The 17246-nt window shown below is 54.8% G+C and carries 19 protein-coding genes and 1 pseudogene; 3 read left to right on the top strand and 17 right to left on the bottom strand.

Annotated features, from left to right (window positions below):
• Positions 1–3: 3 nt before the first annotated feature.
• The 7 genes from folE to BN3277_RS11165 form a co-directional block, all read right to left on the bottom strand.
• Positions 4–597 carry a GTP cyclohydrolase I FolE gene (gene folE / locus BN3277_RS11195; RefSeq protein ID WP_059042610.1) on the bottom strand — a complete coding sequence of 198 codons (594 nt, stop codon included), beginning with the start codon at positions 595–597 and terminating at the stop codon, positions 4–6.
• Between the two features lie 44 nt (positions 598–641).
• Positions 642–884, bottom strand: a complete 243-nt coding sequence (locus BN3277_RS11190; RefSeq protein ID WP_059042609.1) for a YneF family protein — start codon at positions 882–884, stop codon at positions 642–644.
• A gap of 103 nt (positions 885–987) precedes the next feature.
• Entirely contained in the window at positions 988–2022 is a 1035-nt protein-coding gene (locus BN3277_RS11185) for an HD-GYP domain-containing protein (RefSeq protein ID WP_059042606.1), read from the bottom strand.
• Between the two features lie 25 nt (positions 2023–2047).
• Positions 2048–3238, bottom strand: a complete 1191-nt coding sequence (gene queG / locus BN3277_RS11180) for a tRNA epoxyqueuosine(34) reductase QueG (protein ID WP_059042604.1) — start codon at positions 3236–3238, stop codon at positions 2048–2050.
• 52 nt (positions 3239–3290) lie between these two features.
• Entirely contained in the window at positions 3291–3731 is a 441-nt protein-coding gene (gene rnhA, locus BN3277_RS11175; RefSeq protein WP_059042602.1) for a ribonuclease HI, read from the bottom strand.
• Positions 3732–3755: 24 nt separating this feature from the next.
• Positions 3756–4367, bottom strand: a complete 612-nt coding sequence (gene lepB / locus BN3277_RS11170) for a signal peptidase I (RefSeq protein WP_059042600.1) — start codon at positions 4365–4367, stop codon at positions 3756–3758.
• 116 nt (positions 4368–4483) lie between these two features.
• Positions 4484–4927, bottom strand: a complete 444-nt coding sequence (locus tag BN3277_RS11165; RefSeq protein ID WP_059042598.1) for a GNAT family N-acetyltransferase — start codon at positions 4925–4927, stop codon at positions 4484–4486.
• 360 nt (positions 4928–5287) lie between these two features.
• On the opposite strand from BN3277_RS11165, the gene BN3277_RS11160 reads away from it, so the two are divergent.
• Positions 5288–5902, top strand: a complete 615-nt coding sequence (locus BN3277_RS11160) for a superoxide dismutase (protein WP_059042774.1) — start codon at positions 5288–5290, stop codon at positions 5900–5902.
• A gap of 35 nt (positions 5903–5937) precedes the next feature.
• Positions 5938–6150: a hypothetical protein gene (locus tag BN3277_RS11155; protein WP_059042596.1), complete on the top strand. Its 213-nt coding sequence runs from the start codon at positions 5938–5940 to the stop codon at positions 6148–6150.
• A 1180-nt stretch (positions 6151–7330) separates the two neighbouring features.
• Here BN3277_RS11155 and BN3277_RS26230 read toward each other — a convergent pair.
• From BN3277_RS26230 to acpS, 3 genes and pseudogenes are all read right to left on the bottom strand, one after another.
• On the bottom strand, positions 7331–7462 hold the full coding sequence (locus tag BN3277_RS26230) for an NUDIX hydrolase (RefSeq protein ID WP_262362870.1): 132 nt from the start codon (positions 7460–7462) through the stop codon (positions 7331–7333).
• 125 nt (positions 7463–7587) lie between these two features.
• A pseudogene (gene mutY, locus BN3277_RS11150) lies at positions 7588–8274 on the bottom strand (A/G-specific adenine glycosylase); the annotation flags it as partial.
• Between the two features lie 12 nt (positions 8275–8286).
• Positions 8287–8697: a holo-ACP synthase gene (gene acpS, locus BN3277_RS11145; RefSeq protein ID WP_059042772.1), complete on the bottom strand. Its 411-nt coding sequence runs from the start codon at positions 8695–8697 to the stop codon at positions 8287–8289.
• Between the two features lie 280 nt (positions 8698–8977).
• Between acpS and BN3277_RS11140 the strand changes: the two genes are divergently transcribed.
• Positions 8978–9883, top strand: coding sequence for an AraC family transcriptional regulator (locus BN3277_RS11140; protein WP_059042594.1), 906 nt, complete (start codon positions 8978–8980; stop codon positions 9881–9883).
• Between the two features lie 80 nt (positions 9884–9963).
• Here BN3277_RS11140 and BN3277_RS11135 read toward each other — a convergent pair whose 3' ends face one another.
• The 7 genes from BN3277_RS11135 to BN3277_RS11105 form a co-directional block, all read right to left on the bottom strand.
• Positions 9964–11163: an ABC transporter permease gene (locus BN3277_RS11135; RefSeq protein ID WP_059042593.1), complete on the bottom strand. Its 1200-nt coding sequence runs from the start codon at positions 11161–11163 to the stop codon at positions 9964–9966.
• Positions 11160–11849 carry an ABC transporter ATP-binding protein gene (locus BN3277_RS11130; protein WP_059042591.1) on the bottom strand — a complete coding sequence of 230 codons (690 nt, stop codon included), beginning with the start codon at positions 11847–11849 and terminating at the stop codon, positions 11160–11162. The genes BN3277_RS11135 and BN3277_RS11130 overlap by 4 nt, the downstream gene beginning before the upstream one ends.
• Positions 11846–12913 carry an efflux RND transporter periplasmic adaptor subunit gene (locus BN3277_RS11125; RefSeq protein ID WP_232436390.1) on the bottom strand — a complete coding sequence of 356 codons (1068 nt, stop codon included), beginning with the start codon at positions 12911–12913 and terminating at the stop codon, positions 11846–11848. The genes BN3277_RS11130 and BN3277_RS11125 overlap by 4 nt, the downstream gene beginning before the upstream one ends.
• Before the next feature lie 31 nt (positions 12914–12944).
• Entirely contained in the window at positions 12945–13580 is a 636-nt protein-coding gene (locus BN3277_RS11120; RefSeq protein ID WP_232436389.1) for a Yip1 family protein, read from the bottom strand.
• A 353-nt stretch (positions 13581–13933) separates the two neighbouring features.
• On the bottom strand, positions 13934–14743 hold the full coding sequence (gene nadE / locus BN3277_RS11115) for an ammonia-dependent NAD(+) synthetase (RefSeq protein ID WP_059042585.1): 810 nt from the start codon (positions 14741–14743) through the stop codon (positions 13934–13936).
• 137 nt (positions 14744–14880) lie between these two features.
• Positions 14881–15315 carry a BrxA/BrxB family bacilliredoxin gene (locus BN3277_RS11110; protein ID WP_059042583.1) on the bottom strand — a complete coding sequence of 145 codons (435 nt, stop codon included), beginning with the start codon at positions 15313–15315 and terminating at the stop codon, positions 14881–14883.
• A 140-nt stretch (positions 15316–15455) separates the two neighbouring features.
• Positions 15456–17153 carry a two-component system sensor histidine kinase NtrB gene (locus BN3277_RS11105; RefSeq protein ID WP_059042581.1) on the bottom strand — a complete coding sequence of 566 codons (1698 nt, stop codon included), beginning with the start codon at positions 17151–17153 and terminating at the stop codon, positions 15456–15458.
• Positions 17154–17246 lie beyond the last annotated feature (93 nt).

Genomic DNA, 17246 nt, shown 5'->3' with positions numbered 1-17246 from the left:
GCTCTATTCCTTTAGCAAGGACAAAAACTCCGCCCGAGCGGCTGCATCCTTGCGGAAGCTTCCGCGTACGGCTGAGGTTACGGTTTTGCTACCCGGCTTCTTGACGCCGCGGGCGCACATGCACAGATGCTCACCCTCGACGACGACCATTACGCCTTTCGGCTGCAATACCTCGTCCATGATGTCGGCAATTTGCGAGGTGATCCGCTCCTGCACTTGCAGGCGGCGGGTTACCGCTTCAACCAGTCGGGCCAGCTTGCTGAGCCCGGCGATCCGGCCGCTTGGAATATAGCCGATATGGGCTTTGCCGAAGAAAGGCGCCATATGATGCTCGCATTGACTATAGTAGACGATGTCTTTGACGATCACCAGCTCCTCGTGGTTTTCCTCAAAGGTCACGCCCAGGACGTCCCGCGGATCCACTTCATATCCGGCAAAAATCTCCTCGTACATCCGCGTTACTCGAGCCGGGGTTTCAAGAAGCCCCTCGCGTTCCACGTCTTCCCCGATCAATTTCAGGATTTCCCGAACATGATGCTCGATTTGCTCCCGATTGTCGCCTACCTGCTTGTTGACGTAATCTTTCAATCCAGCCATCTTCAGCGCCTCCTCCTTTCAATAAAGTATGGCGAAACGTTACTTTATCTTTTCTTCTTTGTTGGACGTCCCGCTCCCGGCGCTTGTCCGCCTTGATTTTTCATCATCTGCTGCGCGCGCTGCATCTGCTTGCCGTTCAGGTTGTACCCCATTTGCTTGGCCATCTTCTGCAGCATCTGCGGATCGCTCTGCATCTTCGTGAGCTGTCTGCGGAGGTAAAAGACCCCAATCGCAAAGCCGCCAACCAGACCGACGATTAAAGTAATAATTGGAATAACGATATCCATGCTTCAGCCACCCCTGAATTAATATCGTGCAGCCCCTAGCCCCTGATTTACGGGCTGGCGCACTCCAAATATCATAGCATCCAGCCTGCCGCGATTCAAGGATTCAGGCCAAAACCGCCTCGATAAACAACGTTGTTTCCGTCGCCAGATCCACTTCGTTGACGTCCAGCTCGTCGCCGGTGCCCCGCACGATCCGAATGACCGGTCGGCCCGGCAAACCCCGGTGCTGTCTTACAACTACACCGGTCTCCTTCGTCCCCAACCGGACCGAGGTTCCATTCGGATAAACGGAAATAATTCGCGTAAACTCCACCAGCACCTCGTGGTCCAGCTCCTGCTCCGAGCAGGCCATCAGATGCTCGCAGGCTTCATGCGGCAGCAAAACCCGCCCGTCCTTGCTTCCGCCGCTGATCAAATTGTCGTACATATTGGCTACCGCGACAATTCGCGGAAACAGATGGATTTCATCTCCCGCGAGCCCCCGCGGCATGCCGTTGCCGTCCGGACGTTCATGATGCTGCAACGCCGTGTGGGCGATCAGCAGATTAAATTCACGTTTATGGCGCAGCAGCTCGTATCCCCGCCAGGTGTGATGGTTTTTGGGGTCTTCGGGATCGGCCCCCTCCGGCAGCTCCAGCGATTTGCCGATATCGTGCAGCAACGCGCCAATGGCTAAATCCTTGAGCTGGGAATACCCCAACCCGAGGTTAAGTCCAATCATAGACGAAATCAGGCTGACGTTCACCGCATGAAGATAGCCGGCATTATCCGCCGTCCGGATATCGGTCAGCTGCAGCAGCACTTCTTTGCTATTGAGCACATCGGTCAGCAGGGAGTCAACGCTGTTGCTGATCTTGCGCGTACTCCAATCCTTACCGGAACGGATCGCCTGTAGCGTTTCGGACATGTCCCGGAACACGGCCTGTTTGGTCGACTCGCTCAGCACGTCTTCCACTTCGACATCCTCAAAATCCGGATCCTTAATATATAACATCGTCACGCCGATCCGCTTCAGCGTGTTGATCATGAAAACCGTAAGCTGAACACCTGCCGACAATAGCACAGTTCCGTTCGCCGAATACACGGTTTTACCCAAATGTTGCCCCGGTTCGATATCCTCGATACTGATGAATCGCATTTATAGTTATCCCCCTTGCCGGATATCAGTCCCCGATGGAAGCTTGCAGCTTCTGCTTAGCAGCCCGAAGCCGGACCTGCACTTCTTCGTCCTGCTCCGCGTCAAGCGCCCGTCTGATCGCATCCTCAGCCTCCATGCCCCCGATTTGGCTTAGCGACCAAGCTGCAGTTCCCCTTAACTCTGGCCGCGGATCATGGAGTAGTATATCTATTAATTTCGGCACGGAAGTCGGATCTTTGAAGTTGCCAAGCGCAATCACCGCATTGCGCTGGATCGGCTTCTTGCCTCTCCAGGCCGCAGCGCTGTCGCCAAACCGTTCCTTGAACTCGCGATTGCTTAAATCCAGCAGCGGCAGTAACAGCGGCTTCACCTTCTCCGGGTCGGGCTGCAGTTCAGGCCGATGGTTCCAGGACTTGCCTTTGTTTTTCGGGCAGACCACTTGGCATGTATCGCAGCCGTAAAGACGGTTGCCGATCTTCACCATAAATTCCTCTTCCACAAACCCCTTCGTTTGCGTCAAAAAAGAAATGCACCGCTGCGCGTTTAACTCACCGGGACCCACTAACGCTCCCGTCGGGCACGCGTCGATGCATTTGGTGCACTCGCCGCAATCCTCCTCCACCGGCGTGTCCGGAGGAAACGGCACGTTTGTGATCAACTCGCCGAGATAAATCCACGAGCCCCATTTGGGGGAGATGATGGCGCAGTTTTTACCCTTGAAGCCGATCCCCGCACGCTCGGCTACCGCCCGATCCACCAAAGCGCCGGTATCGACCATGCTTTCGATTCGCGCTTCAGGCACCCGCTCGCGAATGAAGTTCTCGAGCTTCTCCATCGCTTCGCGGAGCACCTGGTGGTAGTCCCGCCCCCAGGCAGCGCGGGCCAAGATCCCCCGCCGCTCGCCGGGTGCCGACTTCGGGGGATTCTCCATCTTCGACGGATACGCCACCGCGATCGAAATCAACGAAGCCGGCTGCTCTAGCGATAATTCCGGGTACACCCGCTTATCGAGATCCGGCTCCTCGAAGCCGGATTCATACCCCTTGTCGCGCCGGTCCTGCAGAATTGACTTGAGCGACAGGAACGGATCGGCACTGGCAAAACCGATATCGTCAATGCCTAGCTCCGCCGCCGCTTCTTTAATCTCCCGCTTCAGCTCCGCCCAGCGGCTTTCCCCAGCCGGTAAACGGGCTAAGCCGGTTTCCGCCGTTGTCATATGTTCCCCCTCCTTCCTGTTCATGATGTCGTAATGGCTGTCTGCTGTATTTTTACGAAGATAAACGTTTGATCGCTTCCCGTGCCAACAGGTCGCAATGATTGTTCAGCTCGTTGTCGCTATGCCCCTTGACCTTGACGTATTCCACCTTATGGATGCCCATCAGCCGCCACAGCTCTTCCCATAGGTCGCGGTTCTCGACGGGCTGGTTCCTGCTGTTCTTCCACCCGTTCTTAAGCCACCCGCGGATCCAATTCTGCTGAAAGCAGTTGACCACATAAGCGGAGTCGCTGTAGACCTTTACTTGACAGGGCTCCTTCAAGTGACTAAGGGCCGAAATCACCGCTTGAATTTCCATGCGGTTGTTGGTGGTCATTTTTTCGCCGCCGGACAGCTCCTTCCGATGCCCGTTAAACATCAGCACCGCGCCCCATCCTCCTGGACCCGGATTTCCGGAGCATGCCCCATCCGTATAAATCGTAATTTCCTTCACTGTTCATCCTCCCAAGAAAACGGCTTATAAATCACGGATCTTGGCAATCGGCCAAAAAACGAATTCCGCGCGGCCAACGATCCATTTCTCCTTCACGCTGCCGAAATAGCGGCTGTCTTTGCTCCGTCCGGCGTGGCGGTTATCGCCCATCACGAAATAACTCCCGGCGTTCAGCTTCATCTCCGGCATGTCGCCGTCCTCGATTACCGTGTCCGTATAAGGCTCATCCTGCGGGATCCCGTTGACGATCAGCTTACCCTCGCGCACCTCAACCGTATCCCCGGGGACCGCTACGATCCGCTTGACCAGGAACGGCTTCCGATCCGCATCAACGCTGGGATCCTTCAGCACAACAACCTCGCCGCGCTTCGGATGACCTAACCGGTACACCAGCTTGTCCACGAATAGCCGCTCCTGCTCCTCCAGGGTGGGCTGCATTGATTGCCCTTTCACCATCGATAAGTTAAAAACAAATATATTCAACAGCACCATGATGACGAAGGCGATGACGATCGTCTTCAGCATCTCCCACAGCTCCGTCGCCCATCGGCCTTGCGGACTGTCCGGTTGCGGCTTGCCGGCGGAGTTTTCGAGTTCCGCTGTTCTTTTGCTATCTGAATCCATGACCGTTTCCATCCTGCACCTCATCAAATTTAAACAATCTATATAATAGAAAAGCATATCCTTCACCCATTTGCAATGGATGGAAGATATGCTTCAACATTTCCCAAATTTGCTTTGGGAAATTTTCATCAATTGGATCCCGTCAGCGTCCGGGCTGCTGCAATACCAAGCTTCTGGAAGGCTTCCAAAAACTTGCTGGCTCCATAGCCCATCGCTTCGTACAGAGGCATGATCGCTTTATTGTGTTCATCTCCAGCGACCATAATCCGACGGACATTCCGCTGTTGGAACCGCTGTTCCATCGCGGAGACGAGGCTGCGGCCAACGCCGCGCCGGCGGTACTCAGGGTGTACGGCCATGCGGTAGATACATCCCGTATTCTGATCGATCGTGCCAATCAATACCCCTTTGATCTCTTCCTCGACTTCCGCAACCATAATCAGTTCAGAATCCCAAGAAAGTTGTCTGGCAAACGCGCACTTGGTATCTTCGTAGCAATCTTCCGATAAGGCCACCTGCAATAGCTCCATCACTTGATTCACATCACTCAACTGAAAGGAACGAATAAGCATGCTATGATCTCCCTTTTCTTCACGCAAGATAGGCCGATGTAAAAAGAACCCCCCTGTTTTACATCAACCGAATATTTGATTCCAGACAAAAAACGAGAAAAAAACTCTTTCCTTGTCCATTAAACCATAGATATCTCCCAAATACATCATTTTTCTTCTGAAAGCGCTTTATATTAAGCGTTTACAATTGTGAACTTTTGCAAAACGTCCTTAAACGCCTCTCAGATATGCATATATTTTTATGCGTTACCAATAATAGGATTGTTATGCGGGTGTTAAGGGGGAGGTTGGTTTGCTGCCGATGGCCTTAATATTCGGATGACGAGTCTTGAGCAAATTAAACGGGAGGTAAAATCGATCATGGCACATGAATTACCTGCGCTGCCTTATCCGGCAAACGCTTTGGAACCTCATATTGATGAACAAACGATGAATATCCACCATGACCGGCACCACAACACCTACGTGACAAACTTGAACGCCGCGCTGGAAAGTGCCCCGGATCTGCAGAACAAAAGCGTGGAGGAGCTGATCTCCAACCTAGATGCTGTTCCTGAGAGCATCCGTACGGCCGTACGCAACAACGGCGGCGGCCATGCCAACCACAGCTTGTTCTGGAAGGTTATCGGTCCCGGCGGTGGAGGCGCGCCAACCGGTGCGGTCGCTGCCGCCATTGACAGCGACCTCGGCGGCTTCGATAAATTCAAAGAGGATTTCACCAAAGCAGCAACAACCCGGTTTGGCAGCGGCTGGGCATGGTTGGTCGTCGGCAAGGACGGCAAGCTCGCCGTCACCAGCACAGCGAACCAGGACAACCCGCTCTCCGAGGGCTTGACGCCGATTCTTGGCCTTGACGTATGGGAGCACGCCTATTATCTGAAGTATCAAAACAAACGGCCAGACTACATCGCCGCGTTCTGGAATGTCATCAACTGGGACGAAGTCAACCGTCGTTATGAAGCTTCGAAAAAATAACGCGATGTTCTTTACGAACGAAGGAGGATACATCTATGGCTGAGCAAAAGCGTAAATTGACGAATGACCCGGAGGAGCTTCTCGCCTCCAAACACGCGGAGGATGCGCATAAGAAGCAGTTCACCAACTTCGCCCACAGCGTAACCGGCGGCGGGGCCACTCCCGACCTCGGCAAAGTCGAAGGCGAGGAACACCGCGAGCCAGACACGCAAAATCATATGAAATCCGTAGAAAACCGGATGATGTAATTCACGTTGCGTGGCAACGGGAAAAAGGAAGGCGCGGAGATGCGCCTTCCTTTTTTGGTGTGCGGCGGGCGAGGGGGGGGGCGGCAAACGGGCGATTCCTTATCCATGCGGACTCGCGGGAAATAAGGTGAATGTTTAACGCTATTGGTCTCGAAATCCGGTTTTGAGCCGAAATAGCGTGATTCAATCACCTTATCCACCCTATTTACGCCCTAACTGAGCTCTAAAGCTCAAAATAAGAACACTTTATAACGCTATTTGGCCCAAAACCGGGGTTTGTGGCCAAATAAGGTGATTTTATCACGTTACGCTATGCTGCTATTGCACCTTTCGTGCAGACAAGTCCCCCCCTACCTCTACCCCTTGTCTTCTTAACACACTAGTTAGTCTCGCGCCTTGGTTGCACCGTGCTGCCCAGTTCCTTTTAGCGCTCCATATGAGCGTTCCACGCCAGCCAGCAAACTAAAGGCCAGATAGCGGTAGAAAGTACCACTATTCCTCTCTCGGGAGACGCCTTGCCGCTAATAGCGGTAATTTATGGCCCTATTTGTCCGGATTACCGCCAATGATGGCAAATTTGCCTGCAATAAGGCCAATTTGTACCGCTATTTCGCTCCAAATGGGCGATTCCAATGAAGTAGCGGTAAGATTTACCGCTATGGCTTCTGCTCTGACGTAAGCTAGTTGGAACGATCCTCCTAAGCCCCCGTTGTGCAGACAAGCGACCACTTCGCTCCAACCTTTTACTTCTTAACACACTAGTTAGTCTCGCGCCTTGGTTGTACCGTGCTGTTCAGAACCGTTTAGCGCTCCACATTAACATTCCATCCATCCCCCACACACTTTACACAACAAGCCGCGCCATGCAAACGCATCGCGCGGCCGGGGCTGGCTGTATTTAGGCAGCCAGCATGGTTGGGGTTGGATAGCGGTAAAAAATACCGCTATCTCTCTCTCGGGAGGCGCCCCACCGCAAATAGCGGTAATTTATGGCCTTATTTGCCCGGATTGCCGCCTCAACAGGCGGATTTGCCTGCAATAAGGCCAATTTGTACCGCTATTTCGCTCCAAACGGGCGATTCCAATGAAATAGCGGTAAGATTTACCGCTATTTCTCTGCTTGCGCGAGCAATCCGCTTGCCGAGTGGCCTCTACGCTGCTTCCTGAGAGCTACGGCGCATTAAGCGCCAAAGTACCCGTTCAGAATGCGCAGGAACACGTTCGGGAACGCGAGGTTGTCCATGTCCTGCCGAGTGATCCACCGGTACTCGGCGGAGGTGTCATCGGCAGCGGCCCCGCCTCCGGCTAACACCGGGGCCGCCGCCGAGCCGGCTGCGCCGCCCCGTGTGGCCCCGACGCCGCGTCCTTGGAGCCTGCACGTAAGTTGGTCGCGCAGGTGCAAGGCGTTGGGTGTTGTGAGGTGTGTATGAGAGACAGCGCCTTGCTCTTGACCGGCAGGCGCTCCTCCGCGCCTTCGAGCCGGCCGGCGCAGCGGGCCATCACCGGGCAAATCAGGCATTGCGGCGACTTGGGCGTGCAGACCAGCGCCCCCAGCTCCATCAAAGCCTGATTAAAATCGGAGGCCCGCCCTTCCGGGATCAGCTCCGCGGCCAGTTCCTCCATGAGGGTGCGTGTCCCGACCTTTGCGACGTCTTCCTCGATGAGGAAGTAGCGCGACAGCACCCGCATGACGTTCCCGTCCACCGCCGGCTCCGGGCGGTTAAAGGCAATGCTTAAGATCGCCCCGGTCGTATACGGGCCAACCCCTTTCAAGGCGGACACCTCCGCCTTGGTGTTCGGCACGATCCCCCCGTGCCGCTCCATCACCTGCTGGGCCGCCGCTTGCAGATTGCGAGCCCGCGAATAGTAGCCCAGCCCTTCCCAGCATTTCAGCACCTCTTCCTCCGGGGCCTCCGCCAGGTCCCGAATCGTCGGGAAGCGCTCGATAAACCGCTGAAAATAAGGGATGACCGTATCCACGCGCGTCTGCTGCAGCATGATCTCCGACACCCAAATATAATAAGGATCGCGGTGCCTGCGCCAAGGCAGGTCCCGCTTCGACCGCTCGTACCAACCGAGCAGCTCCGTACTGAAAAAGTTCCGTGTTTCCCTGTTTCCCCGCATGCTGCTCTCCTTCTATTCCACGCGTTCCACTACGGCAAAAGCTGAAGCTAACTGCCGCTCATGCGTAATGCTAAGATGTATGGCATATCCGCCGCTGCCCTCAACACGTCCGGCTCCAGGCAGCGCCAACCGCTCCCAAGCTTCCGGCGTCAAAACCACCAGTGGTTTCCCGTTCACATCGGGCAAAATCTCCATGTCGGTAAAGCTGAGCACGTGACCGATGCCGCAGCCAAACGCCTTGCTGACCGCTTCCTTGGCCGCAAACCGCCCCGCCAGAAACTCCGCCGGACGCGCAACTTGTCCCGGCAACTCCAGCTCCGCAGCGGTTAAGATCCGCCGACGCAACCGCTCGCCGATCGACTTGGTTAGCAAACGCTGAATACGCTCGATTTCGACGATGTCATGTCCGATTCCGAATATCAACAGGCAGCCCTTCTTCCTTCCTAACTTCTCTTCAAACGCCCCGTCCCGGGCCAAGCCCATCAACGGCCGCTTCCCCCATTGTAACAGGGAACCCGTGGAGGCGCGAGTCCTGCCGAAGGGATCGTCAAACGGCCGGCTGAACGGGAGCAAGCAGCACATCCTCCCCCCTCACCTCCATGTTATACTAAATTCATCCAACTTCTCCCCAACCGCAAGAATGATCAAGAAGCTCAGGGGTTGGTCCGCTATACTTAAGCCATAGACCGGTCTGGAGGAAGGTATGAATCCAATCAACACCATTCAACAAAGCATCGATTATATCGAAGAACGGCTGGGCGAGGAGCTCTTGTTGGCTGAGGTGGCTAAGGCGATGTTTTACTCCGAATACCACTTTCATCGGACGTTCCTGTATTTCGTCGGGGATACGATGACATCCTACATCCGGAAGCGAAGGTTGTCCAAAGCCGCCGAGCTCCTGGCGTATTCCGACCTGAAGGTGCTCGATATCGCGCTGCACTGCGGCTTCAGCTCCCATGAAGCGTTTACCCGGGCTTTTCGGAAAATGTACGGGATTCTTCCCACGGAATGCCGCCGCCGCGGCTGCCCGCCTTACCTGGTGCCCAAGGCCAACCCGCTTCGAGACTTCGTTGCGCAAATTTCTTACGATTGGGGAGATTACGTCATGCAATACCGTATCGAACAAATTCCGGCCATGCGGATCCTGGGGTTCTCGATTCAAACGACAACCGTAGAAGGCGAAAACAGCAAAGAGATCCCGGCATTTTGGCAAAAATACATGCGCGAGCAATGGGGCTCCCGCGTTCCCGGCAAGCTCCATCCCAACGTTGAACTCGGCGTCTGCTCTACCCTCGATGAGGACGGCACGTTCCGCTACATCATCGGCTTTGAAGTCGACGAAGCGGCCGAAGTGCTGGAAGGCATGACCGAATATCGCATCCCGCCCGCGACGTACGCGATCTTCACCACTCCGCCGGCCGGCGAAGCCGATTTCACCTCATCCATCCAGCAAACCTGGGACGTAATCTTTACGAACTGGTTCCCGACCTCCGGCTACGAGCAATTGGCTGCCCCTGATTTCGAATGGTACGACGAACGCTGTTGGCCAAAGGAAGGCAAGCAGATCGACATTTACATCCCGGTCCAACCGGTCGGTGCAAAAGCTTAACCCAACTTAACCGCCAGGCCCAACAGCCTGCGAAACAAAATAACCCGGCTCCTCCAAACGGAGGACCGGGTTGTTTCATTTTACTCGTAACGCAGCGATTCAATCGGGTGCAGCTTCGAGGCTTTGTTGGCCGGGTACAGGCCGAAGAAGATGCCCACCGCTGCCGAAAATCCAAACGCCAGCATAATGGCCCAGATGGATACGACAAACGGCCATCCCGAAATTAACGCGAACACCCAGGCGGCCAATAACCCCAGCAACGCCCCCAGCGTCCCCCCGATAAACGAGAGAATCACCGCTTCAATCATAAACTGGAGCATGATCGTCCCCGGCGTCGCACCGATTGCCTTGCGGATCCCGATTTCCCGGGTCCGCTCCGTCACGGAGACCAGCATAATGTTCATGACCCCGATCCCCCCGACAAGCAAGGAAATGCCGGCGATGGAGCCGATGATCGTCTGCAGGATGGAGAACGTGCTTTTGATCATCTGCTCGGCGTCCCTCGCAGATTCCGAGGTATACGCATCCTTGCTGACATTCTTGCGATCCGCCAGCCAGGATTTGATCGTCTCGATCGTTTCGTCCATTCGCTCCGGCGAGGTCGGCAGCACCTCGATCATGCTCAAGCGATCGCTGAGCCCTTCCCCATCCGAAGGCATGGCGGTGATCGGCGCGTAGGCGGAATAACGCTCCCCGCCCATTCCGCTCATGAGGCTCTCCTGCACCTTGTACACCCCAACAATCCGGAACAACCCTCCGGAAAGCTGGATTTTCCGCCCGATCGCCCCCTGCGGAGAACCAAACACTTTATCCGCATATTTGGCTTCGACTACAATGGCTTTTTGACGTGCTCGTTCCTCTTGCGAGTTGAAGAATCGGCCGGCCACGATATCGATTTTTTGCATTTTGGGCGATTCGGCCATCGTTCCGGTCACGCTGAACTGCAAATCGTCCTTCTTAAATTTACCGCTCATCCCGTAAGTCGACGATGCGGAAACGTAACGGACTCCCGGAAGCTTACGGATCTCGGCCAATTCCCGCTGCCGGAAGTAGATGTTGTCATCCGGCTCACCGTTGCTATAGTTCGGATAGAGCAGAAAATACCCATCCTCATAATTGGACATCTCGGACATGATCGAGCTTTGTCCGGCCTGCCCGATCGACACGACCGTGACTACCGCGGCAACGCCAAAGACGATGCCGATCATCGTCAGGAAGGAACGCAGCTTGTTCATTCGGAGATTGTCCAGGGCAACAAGGATGCTCTCCCAAATGCTCATCGGCTAACACTCCCTTTACGCTTGTCGCTCAAAATCCGACCGTCCCCAAACGTGATGATCCGGTCGGCATTCTCGGCAATGTCCGGCTCGTGGGTAACGAGTACAATCGTCGTGCCTTCGGCATGAATTTCTTTGAACAGATCCATGATTTCATAGGACGATTTCGTATCCAGGTTCCCGGTAGGTTCATCGGCCAGCAGAATCGGCGCGTTCATCGTCAGCGCCCGAGCGATCGCCACCCGTTGCTTTTGCCCTCCGGAGAGCTCGGTCGGTCGATGCTTAATCCGCTCGGCTAGGCCGACCTTGTCCAGCAAATCAAGTGCCCGTTCGTTACGCTTCTCACGTGAGATTCCGGCGTACATCATCGGCAACGTGACGTTCTGCAGGACGGTTTGGCGGCCCAGCAGATTAAAGCTTTGGAAGACGAAGCCGATTTTACGGTTACGCACCTTGGACAGCTCTTCCTCGCTTAGGGATTGAACCTGATCCCCGTCCAGCTCATAGCTGCCCGAGGTGGGTATATCCAGACAGCCGATAATGTTCATCAGCGTCGATTTGCCTGAACCTGATGAGCCCATGATAGCCACGAACTCGCCTTTCTCAATGTGCAGGTCCAGCGGCATCAAGGCCTGTACCTCAAGAGGGCCGTTTTTATAAACTTTGGTGATGCCCGTTAGCGTAATCATTTCACTTTCACCTTAGCGCCGTCCTGCAGTTTGTCGCCGCCTTCCACCACGACGAGGTCGCCAGCGGCCGCCCCTGTGACCAGTTCGATTTGATCTTCGCCTTCCTTCCCTGTCGTCACCAGCGCTTTGACAGCAACCCCGTCCTGAATCTTGAACACATAAGCCTGCTCGCCGTCATACTGAACCGCATCGATCGGTACAAGCAGCCGCTCCTTGTCGGGGATCTCCATTTCCACTGTCACGTTATAACCCGGACGGAGCTCCGCCGAGATCTGATCCAGACTTACCTCCATTTCCACCGACGTATCCTTGGAGGTTGGCTCGGGCAGCCCCGCCGTAGGAGCCAGATAAGAGATAGTGCCGTCATAACTGTCCGCGAAGGCTTCGCCGGTAACTACCGCCTTCATCCCTTGCGTGGCCTTGCCCGCGTCCAGCTCGTTCAGGAAGGCGTTGACTTTAAGACGGCTCAAGTCCGCAATCGCGGCGATCTCGATACCTTCAGCCAGCATCTGGCCCTTATTCACTGCCAACGAGGTAACAACGCCGTCCGCCGTGGCCAGCACCTGCTGATTCGCTAGCTGCTTCTCCAGGGATTCAATCGTCAGCTGACTGGAGCGGATGCGCAAGTCATAGGCGGTCAAATCCAGCTCCTCCGGCTCCAGATCCGGGTTTTCGCCGCGCGCCTGCTTGAAGCTCTCAAAATGCTGCTTCTTGGCCGCCAGCCGCTCCGCCTCGGTTAATTGCAGATTAATCCGTTCCTTCTCCAGTTGGTCCCTAACCTGTTCCATACCAAGCGTCAGCAGGACCTGGCCTTTCTTCACCGTATCGCCCTGCTTCACCTTCACCGCTTCCACCACGCCGCTTGCCGGAGCGTATACCGAGGTCGTTTGCCCCGGCTCCAGCTTGCCGTTCGTAAAGATCTGCTCGACGATCTTGCCCATCTGCACTTCTGCCGTCTTCACCTCGGCAGCCCGATTCAGACCCATCAGATTAGCAGCCACCAGCACGATGACCGCCAATCCGACAAGGGCGCCCCAAAACCATTTTTTCTTGAACAAGTCCATCACCTATCCTAAATTATGTATAATACCGGACTTAAACCAACAACAGCGAACCCAGCGAAATGACAAGCCAAGCTGCGATAATCCAGGTGGATACCTTTTTGCGCGGCCGCTTCATGATCACCGAAGAGCCGATAACGTACAGAACGAGGCCCCAAATGGTAAATGGATTAATTAGAGATAATAATTGATACATTTGGCTGGACTTATCGGAGACAAAAGCGCCTAAGCTAAGCGACACATCCGTTGCCGACTGCACGTCCGTCGTCATGACCAGAATCCCCGTGATCAAGCTGCCCACAAGGCCCGGCAGTGCGGAGAATGCGGCGATGGACACGAACTGCATGTACTTGCCTTCCCCTCGTACGACCAAGTTCAATAACATGAGCAGCAGGCCTGTCACGAATAACATAATCACCGGCAGAACGGCACCCATGACGTAAGAGGATGTTTTGGCCGTGGCCATAAACGTATCCTGCATGGCGGCATCCATCTGTTGGCTTTGGATCTGGCGTAGAAACTCCTTCTCCAGCGACGGCATCTGCATGTAGATCACGACAATGGAGACCACCACCATTGCCGCAAGCGCAAATAGCCAAGCCGTCTTGCTCTCCCGTACCCGTTTGAACGTTTCCTCCGGCGCCGTAAAAATCGTTAATACATTTTTCAAATGAAACCCCTCCCTCAAATCTCCTAGCTTAACTTCATCCTAAACTATTTCCAAATAAAGACTATAACATGGGTCATGTTATATATACGGACAAAGTTAAAAAGAGATTCACGGACAAGCCCAAATGCAAGAGTCATGCTATCCCGTTCGCCGCTAAATTTGTATTGTCTCCCTGCATTATAACCCCTTCTCCCGCTGGCGCCACTGGCTTGGGTCCGGGATCTATCCTGGACTTAAGTCCAAGCCCAAACCGTATAAAAAAACGCGAGCCCCCGGGCTTATCGCCCGGGCTCGCGTAGATCTTGCCCGCTGTTAAGGCTCCCGTCCTGTTCCTGGTCGGTGCCCCATATGAATTAAATCCCCGGGATCGGGCTGCGCTTGTGCTCCGTCTTCCGATAGAATGACTCCAGCCGCTCTTGGACAGCGGGGTCGATCGACTTGCCTTCGAGATAATCGCTGTTATCGTCGTAGCTGATCCCCAGCTCCTTCTCGTCGGTTTGCCCTTCCCACAGGCCGGCGGTAGGCGCCTTGTGGATCACGCTTTGCGGCACGCCAAGGCGGGCGGCTAACTGACGGACCTGACGTTTGTTCAGCGAACTAAGCGGCGTAACGTCAACAGCCCCATCCCCCCATTTGGTGTAGAAGCCGGTGATCGCCTCGGAAGCATGGTCGGTGCCAACAACGAGCAGATTCAGCTCGAAAGCCAACGCATATTGCGTAACCATCCGCGTCCGCGCCTTCACGTTGCCTTTGCCTTGCGGGCTCAGGTGCCGGGATTTCCCGATATTTTTCAGACTATGCTCGACTTCCAGGGCGATTTCGTCCACAGCTTCCTCAATGTTCGTCTCCGCCGTATGTTCAAGCCCAAACGCCTTGGCCACCTCGTAGCTGTGCTCGATGTCCTCCTGTTCCCCGTAAGGCTGGAATACACCCAACGTCATGTACGGCTGCCCGGTTTCCTGTGTCAGCTCGTCCGTCGCCCGTTTGCATAAGCCGGTCGCCACGGCGCTGTCGATCCCGCCGCTGATGGCGATCAAGAGGCCGGTCGTACGCGAAGCTTTGACATGCTCCTTCAAGAAGTCGACGCGCCGGCGAATCTCTTCATCCACATCGATGACGGGCTTGACGCCCAAGCGTTTAATGATTTCCTGCTGTAAACTCATCCTAAATCCCTCCACATCCAAAATATTACACCTTATGTAAGTAGTATTCCCTAAATTGAAAAACGCCCCGGACCATCCGGGCAAACCGGATGGCGGGGCGATAGCGGCTGGCGGGTCGGCCCGCCGCTAAGATCAGCTTACCGGCAGAACCGGTCGAAGGCGCTGGTCAGATCGGCGGCGATTTCCTCAGCCGAACGGTCCTCAATTTGGTGACGTTCGATGAAATGAACCAGCTCCCCGTCCTTCATCAAAGCGATCGAAGGCGAAGAAGGCGGATACGGTGCGAAATATTCGCGCGCTTTCGCCGTTGCTTCCTTGTCTTGTCCGGCAAATACGGTGAACAGGTGGTCCGGGGTCAGGTCATGCTGCAGCGCCTTCGCTACGCCCGGACGGCATTGTCCTGCCGCACAGCCGCAGACGGAATTGACGACAACCAGCGCCGTTCCCTTCACGCTTGGCAACTTCTCTTCAACTTCCTCCGGCAAGCGCAGCTCTTGAATGCCCAGTACAGTCAGTTCGTCTCTCATCGGTTGTACCATGTCTCTCATATATTGGTCAAAGGACATCGACATCATCTATCACTCCTTATGCATAATAAAATGGCCCTTCCCAAGCGCCGCAACGGCGTCGCCCTTAGCCAGATTAATTTTATTATACATTCCTAAGAGAGGAAAGCAACTCTCACCCTCGTCATTCCCCTGCTCCTTCGGGCTTACGAGAGCGGGAAGAAAACGGTAAACGTGGTGCCTTGCCCCTCCGCCGAATCAACGCTGATTTTGCCGCCGTGCCGTTCGACGATGCTGAGGCATAAGGCGAGCCCCAGCCCCGTTCCCTTCGCCTTCGTGGTATAGAACGGCTCGAACAGCTTCTCCCGCTGTCCGGGAGAAATCCCGGGACCCGTGTCGCTGACGAGCAGCAACCCGCCTTGATCCGCCACTCGGGTCTCAAGCGTAAGCTGCCCCTTCTCCTCCATCGCTTCCATCGCATTACGCGACAGGTTCAAGATCAGCTGCTTGATCTCCTTGGCGTTTAACAGCAGCGGCTGCAGCTGCTCATCCAATTTCACCTCGATCGTTTGGCCGCGAAGATTCGCGTCCGCCCAGAGCAAAGGCGTTAGCTCCTTAATGATGTCGTGGAGATGGATTTTCTCGCTTTCGACCGGACGATTCTGCGCCAGGGATAAAAAATCGTTAATGATCCCGTTCGCCCGATCCAGTTCCTCCATCACGATCCGGTAATAATGATCCAACGTTGGCGGACTCTTCTCCCGCATCAATTGCAGGAAGCCCCGGACCACCGCCATCGGATTGCGAATCTCATGCGTAATCCCAGCGGCCATTTGACCGACCAGGCTGAGCCGCTCTACATGGTTCAATTCCATCCGAAGCGTTTCCAGTTCGGTGATGTCCTGAACGATCGCAACCGCGCCGATCACTTCCTTGGAGTGGCTTTTTTGAATTGGCGAGGTACTGGTAAAATATATATGATCGTTTGCTTTAATCAGCTCGGTCATTTTCGCCTGACCCTCAAGCGACTGCTTGACCCGGGTAGCGATCGATTCGATCGGAACGCCGCTGAGCACGTCGATCAGCCGACGCAGTAATAGATCCTCGCGGCGCAGCCCCTCCCGCTCCTCCCGGTACGTTCGGTATAATTGGAGAAACGTGTCGTTTATCGATATAATATAGCCTTGTTGATCTAGTAAAACGATCCCCAGCGGAGCGGCGTCCATCATCTGCTGGAGCTTCTCCGCTTCCCTGAAATATTCTCGCGACAGCTGCAGCACTTGGCCGCGCAGCTTTTCCTTCTCCAGCGTGCTTTCGATCATGTAGACGAACACGCTGCCGACCAGCATGGTCACCAGCACGTTAACGACCCAGATGGATAACGCGCTGAGGTCGGAATTAAACGACAGGCTGCCGGTTAAGAAAGGCGACAAGCCGATCATCGTCTCCCCCATCATAAAGAAGAGGGATACGATCGCTACCTTCCCTTGCCGGCCGGTTCTTTGGAAATAGCGGGAAGTGAGCAGGACAATCGGGTATAGAATCACTCCCGTCTCCATGATAAACCCAACAAGGGTGTAATTTACTGCAAACAGAGGATGGAGTATGATCTGCATCAGAGCCAGGGCGACCCCGTTGCGCAACCTGCCATACAACATCAGGGCAAATAGGGGTAAAATTCCAAAGTTGATCGGAATGACGTCCCATAACCGCGAGGCAAAGATATCGCAAAGCAGCATGCTGCACAAGCAGGTATACGTTAAGCCTATGGCAAAGGATTGTCCCTTAGCGGTAAGATTGTTGTGCTGCCCGTAGCAGTTTCTTTTTTCGAACGTCAACGGAAACAGAAAGGCAGGCAAGCTGGCGATCAACACTTGAAGCATGATCTCTTTTACAGCATCCACGTTCTCCCTCCTCTGGCGGAAGAATACAAGCATACAACTCTAGTTTCGATTAAATCATAGCCGACAAAGTTTTACAATAATGCATAGTTTAGA

Source organism: Paenibacillus rubinfantis, from assembly GCF_001486505.1.
GTDB classification, from domain to species: Bacteria; Bacillota; Bacilli; order Paenibacillales; family Paenibacillaceae; genus Fontibacillus; species Fontibacillus rubinfantis.
Note: the sequence above shows the minus strand (reverse complement) of the source record. Positions and strands in the feature narration are given on the sequence as shown.